Genomic DNA, 8,413 nt, shown 5'->3' on the forward strand with positions numbered 1-8,413 from the left:
GCTGATCTATTGAGTGTGATTCAAACTTGTCGTTTTCCAGCTCGTTCAGTAATGACTTTTTTCCGTGAGGCTATTTCTGCCCATTCTTGTGACTTGGCTCGGCCTGAACTCATTCCCATTTTTCAGACCTGAATCCTTACCCCAGAACGAGTTGAACTAGCTGTGTTCTCCATTGTTTTTCCAGAAATAAACGCCATTGTATGTTCAACAGAGGGCGAACGCTTGATTAAATTGGAGCGCACGCGGCTCTTAGTGGGAGTGCGATCGGGGGGATACTTTAGCCGCAACACCCGGTTCAATGGGCGATCGCATAGCCGCTGCTTTGACAATTCGTCGTACTTGAGTTTTGGTCAAATGCTCCCCCTTACGGCTCTTAAAAACTGGGTCATCCCAGCCCGCATTACCTTTGAGTTTAATCAAATCCTGGCCTCAAAGCAGCAGTTAAAGACACATATCCCGGTGTAGAGCATGAATTGCCCGCTGTGCCGTTACCGAGAGAGCAACTGTCACAAGACCTATCAGACTCGGAGCCTGAAGAAATTCCCGATTGGTGACGAGCAATTTTAGATTTTAGATTTTAGATTTTAGATTTTAGATTTTAGATTTTAGATTTTAGATTTTAGATTTGGGATGCAAGGATTAAAGTCACGCATCCCAAATGGAATGCCGATCGCTTTCTTTCCCAAGGCAGAAGCCCTAACCCCTAGATTTGTTGTTAAAATCGTCGGTCATGTGGAGCGGGTGCATCTCCAAAACCTGCTTTTAGGAGAACTTTTGACAATGTGGCTAAAATTTGGCGTTGCTCTCAGTGGCGAACTGACGAGCATTGATGAAGTTGTGCGCGGAAAAACTCAGCTAACTTGCCTCTACTGCGGTGGCGGACTCACAGCAAAAAAGGGTTCGGTGAAAGAACACCACTTCGCCCACACCGAGGACACTTGCAAGCCCGTGTCACAGCGGATTAAAACCAAAGCATTTCCCTCGCTGCCCCTCTACGATAATTTCACCATCCAGCTTAAGGGTGAGGAATTGGAACAGTTGAAGGTGCTGTGGAAAGAGTACGGGGCCCAAAAGCGATCGATTCCCAAAGACTTGGTAAACTTTCGGTGGGAACTCAAAGGATTGTTGGAGTCAGTTGGCGATGGCTACGCCCCGTTCCTACGCTCTTATCAATTCACTAACCTCGGCAAAATTCCAGTGGGTGCTCTTCCCCTGGCGCTGTTCAACAAAGTCCAGGAACCCTTGCTGCTGTCGGAGTTGGTGAAGTTAGAGCGCTCTGTAGAGATTGCTGAAGCTGCGGGGTTATCCTGTTTGAGCGAACGGCGGGCTGATTTGCTGATTTATCGATCGCAGCTTCGTCGGATTTTGGTGAACTCGCTCTATTTTCTTGAAGTGTGCGATTCGTTGCCGTCGAATCAGTGGATAAAACCACGAAATAACACGGCTCACAGCCATTAAAGGCTCGTGAAACTCTCAAGATGATAGAGGTGCAAGCCCTCTCTGCCAAGTACGGGCATGACTCCCAATCTACCCACAGTGACTCGACTCGGAATTCGAGAGGCTGAAGCTGGGAATAGGGCGCAATCAGAGGTTGACCGATACCACACTGGCGCTAGGGGCGTCCTCACGGTGAAACAGAACCTAAAAAAGCAACCTAGGAAAGAGCAGGACGGAAAAGAATAACCCCCCTGACTTTATTGGAGCTAATACCCGCCAACTTCTACCTCAGAGATTAGCCGTACTAAGGGTATCCAATGGTTGAAGTGGTTCCACCTAAAAGGACAAGACAATCACTTGAGGGAACGAATAAAAACGAATCTAAGGTCTTTGGAAAGGTCGAACCCAAGGTAGACGAGACGAGACGAGTAAACCCTTAGATTCGGGTAGGATTCAGCGTAATTGCTGAAAGGCAGTCAGAATACACGAACTGGAGTAGAGAATGATTAGGCACAGTCTTAACGCTAGTGAATTTTGGAGTAAATTACCCTGGAAGCAATTCCGTAGGAATTTATTCCGCCTACAAAAACGAGTGTACAAAGCTATTCGAGAAAATGACCTGCGTAAAGTTAAGTCATTACAGAAGCTAATTCTGAAGTCCCGTGCAGCAAGATTACTGGCAATCCGTCAAGTAACACAGCTAAATGCAGGCAAGAAAACATCAGGTATAGACGGCAAAGCATCCTTGACCCATCAAGAACGCCTAGACTTGAGCCTCAATCTCAAGTCAAATGTTAACAAATGGAAGCACCAAAGGCTGAGAGAAATTCCCATACCCAAAAAGGATGGGTCAACCCGATTATTAAAAGTGCCAACAATGTACGATAGAGCGTGGCAATGCTTAGTCAAATACGCTATTGAACCTGCACATGAAGCACTATTCCATGAACGGAGCTATGGATTTAGACCAGGCCGGGCAGCACATGACGCTCAAAAATACCTGTTTCAAAACCTAAACTCTCAAGGTAAAGGAATAACCAAGCGAGTCATCGAATTAGACATCGAAAAGTGCTTTGACAGAATCAGCCACACTGCCATTATGGATAGACTCATTGCCCCAATGGGCATCAGAAACGGAATCTTCCGTTGTCTAAAAATAGGAGTAAACCCAGAATTTCCCCAACAAGGAACACCGCAAGGTGGAGTAGTCAGCCCACTTCTGGCAAATATAGCATTAAACGGGATAGAGTCCCTTCACCCATCCGTCAGATACGCTGACGATCTGGTGTTTTTTCTCAAACCAAAAGATGACGCACAAAAGATCCTTGACAAAATCCGTCAGTTCCTTGCAGAAAGAGGGATGAATGTTAGTGAAAGAAAGACAAAAATAACCGCAGCGACAGATGGATTTGACTTTCTAGGATGGACTTTTAAAGTCCAGAAAAACGGGAAGTTCAGGAGTTTTCCCTCAGTAGAAAACTTCAAGAAGTTTCGACAGAAGGTGAAAAAAATCGTCAATAACTCGAATGATGGGGCAAAGGTAAAAGCCAAAAAGTTGGCTCCTATTGTCAGAGGTTGGAGAAACTACCACCAGTTTTGTAAGTTGGATGGCTCCAGATTTAATTTATGGTCACTCAACAATAAAACATGGAAGGTATTTAACAAAGAAAGTAAGCTAACCCGCTACCAAGTCAATCACCTGATAGACCAAGCATTCCCAAAAATTGGATGGCACGAAAATAAATTCGTGATGGTAAAAGGGGATAAATCACCTTTCGATGGAGATATCCTTTACTGGACAAAACGCAACAGTGCGTTATATGACGGTATAACCTCTAAGATGCTCAAAAAGCAAAAACATACTTGTGGACACTGTGGACATCTTCTTACGGGAGAAGAAAGAGTTAATTTACACCACAAAGACGGCAACCATGAAAACTGGAAGGACACAAACCTGATGGTTGTACATGAAAGCTGTCACGATTATATCCACATGAGCAAACAAGATTGTCGGAAGCTGGATGCAATGAAAGTTGCACGTCCAGATTTAAAAGAGAGGGGCGAGACATAATAGCCTCCCTCGACTCTACCCAAAGCGGGCGGCCACTGTTTCTATAAAATTGGGGTAACAACTCGATCGATCGAGGAACGCATCGCCGAAGTGCAGCGAGATGTGAAAGCGCATTACTCGGATGTGGTTGTTAATTTGCTGGGACTTTGGGAACATCGGGGGAATGTGGAACTGTACTTCAAACACCGATATCAACCCTTTAATTACCGCATTGGCAAGCTGACGGAGTATTTTGCGTTTCCGAAAGTTAAGGCTTTACTGCAAGATTTGTATGAGATGAAACCCAAAATGCTGAGTGATGTTGAGTTGAATGCGATCGGCAGCTACTGATATCAGATCTAGTTATAATTACGGAAAAATTTCCCGCATCAGCTACAAAAATCGATTAAAAGGACACATTTGAGGGGCACAAAGACAGGCTGGAGACGTTGCTGATTCACGGTATGAATCAACTTTTCGCTTGAAGTTACAAAACTCACCCTACTTAGCTTATACCCATTCCGAAATCTTGAATTTATACCTGTATTCAGCAACGTCAGGCTGAATCTCATTAACTACCAATAGTCACACAAACCTGGGATAATTTAAACAAACGGCTCAGATGGTAAGCCAAAGAAGCGAAAACAGCAATGGCAAGCTACAGAGAATGGAACCAAGCATTAGTGTCTTACTTTACCAGTGGCGTACCGCGCGGTACTAAACTTTACGTAAGCGTTGACGACGATGTACTCGAGCGTATTGGTCTAGAATTTGGAAAGGATACGGGCGTCAACAACGGTCGCGATGACTTTTTGATTGCCGTAAGGAAAAAAGTCATCATTGACCAACAAGTTAATTTGAGCAACTTGCGAGGGTGTGATTCTGACGGTTTACCCAAAAGTATTGCCTTTCTCAGTGCCACAGTCCTAGCCGCCTATCAGATGGCTGAGGAAGAAAAAATATCAGAACTAAACTACTTCCGGCGATTGCAGAAAATTTTAGGTCTGTCCGGCGCTTGTCGTCCACCGGGCATGGAATTTGGTTACAGAGCTGAAGAACCGCTATGGAAAGAATGGAATCTTTGGCTAAGGCAACAGGGATTCTTACCTTCAGCAGTTCGAGGTCGCGGTGGTCCAACTACCTATATAAATTATCCAATTTCGCAATCTCTTCTGCGCCACGCTGATAAAAACCGACTTCTAGATCTATTTAACGAAAAGCAATGGACAGCCCAATGGGATGCCCAAACTTTATTTACTCATGTCCGCCGCGAGACATCAAGGCTTTGCCAACACTTAAAAGAGTTACTGACGAGCAACAGGCAGCGGTATGAAGCCGTTGCCGAAGCAATTCACGAAGTTTACGAACAATGGCAAAATGAGGGGAAACCAGTAACACTAAAACAAGGAGTACGCACCTGGAGCCGCTACCTTTTTGCAGGTTTATATCGCACTGAATATCCATTCTTGGGCCAGATTGATTACTATCTCTACCCGAAACAGCTAAAAGGGCGACCAGTAGAATCGGTACAAGTTCAGTACAGAGATAACGTTCACCAGCTTCGGGACGAACGCGCTGGATGGTATTTTCCTCTAAAAGATCCAATAAATATGAATGAATTGGATCGCGGTGCAAGATACCAAATTAGTTGTTCTACAGACCTGGATTCCCTAATTTTGCCCGATCGTAACTTTTGGATATTAATTCCTGATCCCGATAACCCAGATTCAGGAGCCTACGCTTCTTGGGGAACGCCATCCCTCGGTACGCCATTTATCCTACTCTACAAAAAAGAACTGCTCTCAGATATTCAACGGTTGCAAGATGAGCAGTTATTGAAATGGCAGGGTGAAGCACAACCAGTATTTGAAAATTCTACCTGGTTTGAAATTCACACGTGCATGGTTGTTTCCCAAGCTTGGGATGCAGTCTTTATCAAAAGTCAAGAACTTAAAGATGCTTTGCAACCCAGTGTCCGTTTATCTATCAGCTTTTCAGGTGGTTTGCGCGTACCAAAATTGGGTGCATGGCTAGAGGGACATAGCCCTCAAGTAACTATCTTTGGTTTCCATCCCACAGTTGAGTTACAAGTAACTCGATTATCGGATGATTCCCAAATTTGGGAAAAGTTACAGCAAAGTACAAATATTCCCATTGTAGTTAACTTTCCTAGTGTAGGTGACTATCTCATAAAAGCTACTTGTGGAGGTGAATCTAGCGAGCGCTTTGTCAGAATAGTTGATTGGAGTAGCCTGTCAATAGAAGAACCATCAAGTTGCGAAGTGATGCCGATCGGTTCAAGTCATAATATTTGTGGCAGCGTCCTTCAGTCATTGGCTCAATAAACTTAAATAAATTCAGAAGTAAAATGACCAAAATTCAACGTTGGTACAGAGGATTTTCATACAAAGGGAACCCAAAACAACTTATCCAGGAAGTTTCCAAACACATACAACACCAAAATATCAGTCAATATGTGCCACTTCTGCGACTGGAAAAAGGAGCCACTTCTAGAAAAAGCTTTTATTTTTTTCTGGCAATTGAAAGTAGTACCCTAGGAGAAATACCTCTAGAAATTGTAAATTCAAATTTGCTCAAATTTCCCTGTTTTAAAAATTCGGCAGTTCCCGGCAATAAGAGCTTCACCTATGAACAAATAAAATCTATGGTTGGGGCAGCCCATGAAGTTTACGATTACACGAACCCCATTCCTTATCAGCCTGTAGAGAAAGTTACCTATGATAACCCATTTGACGCAAGCGCCTCATCGCCTATCAATCAATCGTCACCAGATATTGAAACACTTTCCCAGCGTTACGAACACCTTCTCTACTGGCTATCTACCCTTGGTAGCGGAACGTGGGAATCCTTCAAAAAAGCCTGCGATGCTCTGAGACTTGAGGAACCAAAACGCATTTTACGGAGGCTTAGGTTGCTTGGGCATATTGAGTGTTCTTCAGACGGTACACGATGGTCTATGGCTCCTACAGCCCTCGTTAGGATTAAATCAGACTCTCCAGAATTTCTTCTTTGCGGTCAACGCAGCATCAAGTTGCTGAAGGAGTTGGAAAAATATACAGATATAATTTCCAGTCATCAATCAAGAAGAGACGCACCGCCTTGCATTCGTCTCAATTTGAGTGACTTTAATATAATTACAAGCCAGTTTTCTATCCTTTACGCTGGGGAAGTATCGAGCCGACTTGCTGAAATTATACCAAATCTTGACATTTGGAAGCAGAATCTCAGAAGTTTGCAGGGAATTGTGCCGAGTATATACGAGTGGAAGCGCTTTGATGGTAATGATTTTGTTAGCTGTATCTCTCCCAATAAAACAGGTATGTACCAGATGTGGAGGATAGAGGAGAGCGATCGCCCCCACTATACACTCTTTTATGACCAAGAAAGCGCGATCTGGCTACAAGGAGACTGGTACGGCTTGCGATTTTTGGCGTTGCAGCACAGTGGCTTTGAATGCGTTGCACGTTACGATCGCACGATCGGGCGTTTAGCAATACCTATCTCCCAGCGTTGGCCTGAAATTTACGAACGTGCGCTAGTGCTGGCATCTGGACAACTCCCGACTTATCAAAACTCCTGGCTTCTATACGAGAACGTGCCAATGGAAGTAATTTCTCTGCTAACTGATAAACTTAATGTAAATTGCGAAGAGGTGTCTGCCAGTGCATGACCTAGTTGGGGCGTATCAAAGACTCGATCGCATCTATCAGCTATATATCAAAAGTGCTTTTCCCCTGCGTTACCGCGCTTTGGCTGATGAACGCGATCGCCTCCTCCAGCAACCAGGCATCTTGAGTCAGCCTCCTTTAGTTGAGCCTGTCCCGATTTATCCATCATCGGGGATGAATTTGTCAGCCGCAGCCAATCAACTGCCCTCCGAATACCACAATTTGGCACAACTTGGGCAAATGATTTTCGATCCGGGAGTCCAGCTTTACCAACACCAATTGGAAAGCCTACGGAAAGTGCTGGTTAACCAACGAGATTTAGTCGTGACTACTGGTACGGGTTCCGGTAAAACCGAATGTTTCCTCTTACCGCTTTTGGCACAGTTAGCAAAGGAATCCCAAACTTGGGAGGCTAATTCTAAAACCCCAAATAATCATCACTGGTGGAATGGTAATGGAAACCGAGTATCTCAATTGGCGCACACCCCACGACCTAAAGCCCTCCGTGCCCTAATTCTTTATCCTCTCAATGCTTTAGTTGAAGATCAATTGCGCCGACTGAGAAAAGCACTAGAAGCACCATCAGTACATCAATGGTTAGATAAAAACAGAGGTGGAAACCGAATTACTTTTGGTCGTTATACCGGACAAACGCCTGTTTCAGGAATACAAAAAGAGGAGAGCATCAAACGACTAAAAAACGAATTAAGAGAAATTGAACAGCAGCGGCAACAGCTAGAGATGGCAATTCAAAATAATCCTTCTTTGCTTCAGGATATGCCCGATTTCCCTTACTACTGTCCACGACTTGATGGTGGAGAAATGTGGTCGCGGTGGGATATGCAAGAAAGCCCGCCGGATATTCTGATTACTAATTACTCGATGCTCAATATTATGATGATGCGGAGTATCGAGAACAATATCTTTGATGAAACTCGTAACTGGCTGGAAAGCGACCCAAACAACCAATTTTTCCTAATTATTGATGAACTTCATGCCTATCGCGGTACGCCTGGAACAGAGGTTGCTTATATTCTGCGATTGTTGTATTCGCGTTTGGGATTGACACCAGATTCGCCACAACTACGGATTTTGACAACAACGGCAAGTCTCGATCAAAATCAGCAAGGTAGAGACTTTTTGCGTGAGTTTTTTGGCCGGGATAATTTTGCCTTCATCACAGGGCAACAAATCCCACCAACTTTTGGAGCGCGATTCCATCTTTCTTCGTATCAAA

At 44.3% G+C, this 8,413-nt stretch carries 6 protein-coding genes and 1 pseudogene; 6 read left to right on the forward strand and 1 reads right to left on the reverse strand.

Features of this window, described 5'->3' with window-relative positions; genetic code table 11:
* Positions 1-249 precede the first annotated feature (249 nt).
* The gene (locus ACUVJL_RS07545) at positions 250-420 is read right to left on the reverse strand and encodes a hypothetical protein (RefSeq protein WP_445245285.1); all 171 of its coding nucleotides are present in this window, start codon (positions 418-420) and stop codon (positions 250-252) included.
* Between the two features lie 210 nt (positions 421-630).
* Here ACUVJL_RS07545 and ACUVJL_RS07550 point away from each other — a divergent pair, with 210 nt between their 5' ends.
* The 6 genes and pseudogenes from ACUVJL_RS07550 to ACUVJL_RS07575 form a co-directional block, all read left to right on the forward strand.
* Positions 631-1,458, forward strand: coding sequence for a hypothetical protein (locus tag ACUVJL_RS07550; RefSeq protein ID WP_445245286.1), 828 nt, complete (start codon positions 631-633; stop codon positions 1,456-1,458).
* 481 nt (positions 1,459-1,939) lie between these two features.
* Positions 1,940-3,508 (forward strand): group II intron reverse transcriptase/maturase, encoded by a 1,569-nt coding sequence (locus ACUVJL_RS07555; protein WP_445245287.1) that lies wholly within the window; start codon positions 1,940-1,942, stop codon positions 3,506-3,508.
* A gap of 30 nt (positions 3,509-3,538) precedes the next feature.
* Positions 3,539-3,838: pseudogene (locus ACUVJL_RS07560) on the forward strand (GIY-YIG nuclease family protein); the annotation flags it as partial.
* A 299-nt stretch (positions 3,839-4,137) separates the two neighbouring features.
* Positions 4,138-5,832, forward strand: a complete 1,695-nt coding sequence (locus ACUVJL_RS07565) for a hypothetical protein (RefSeq protein WP_445245288.1) — start codon at positions 4,138-4,140, stop codon at positions 5,830-5,832.
* A 23-nt stretch (positions 5,833-5,855) separates the two neighbouring features.
* Entirely contained in the window at positions 5,856-7,178 is a 1,323-nt protein-coding gene (locus tag ACUVJL_RS07570; RefSeq protein WP_445245289.1) for a hypothetical protein, read from the forward strand.
* The coding region (locus ACUVJL_RS07575) for a DEAD/DEAH box helicase (protein WP_445245290.1) at positions 7,171-8,413 on the forward strand (1,243 nt) is incomplete at its 3' end. The genes ACUVJL_RS07570 and ACUVJL_RS07575, both read left to right, overlap by 8 nt.

This window comes from Microcoleus sp. OTE_8_concoct_300, from assembly GCF_031383065.1.
GTDB lineage: Bacteria > Cyanobacteriota > Cyanobacteriia > Cyanobacteriales > Microcoleaceae > Microcoleus.

Bases quoted from the DNA above. Each gene is read 5' to 3' on its own strand.
- ACUVJL_RS07550 (WP_445245286.1), top strand. From the start codon at position 631: ATGCAAGGATTAAAGTCACGCATCCCAAATGGAATGCCGATCGCTTTC.
- ACUVJL_RS07555 (WP_445245287.1), top strand. From the start codon at position 1,940: ATGATTAGGCACAGTCTTAACGCTAGTGAATTTTGGAGTAAATTACCC.
- ACUVJL_RS07565 (WP_445245288.1), top strand. From the start codon at position 4,138: ATGGCAAGCTACAGAGAATGGAACCAAGCATTAGTGTCTTACTTTACC.
- ACUVJL_RS07570 (WP_445245289.1), top strand. From the start codon at position 5,856: ATGACCAAAATTCAACGTTGGTACAGAGGATTTTCATACAAAGGGAAC.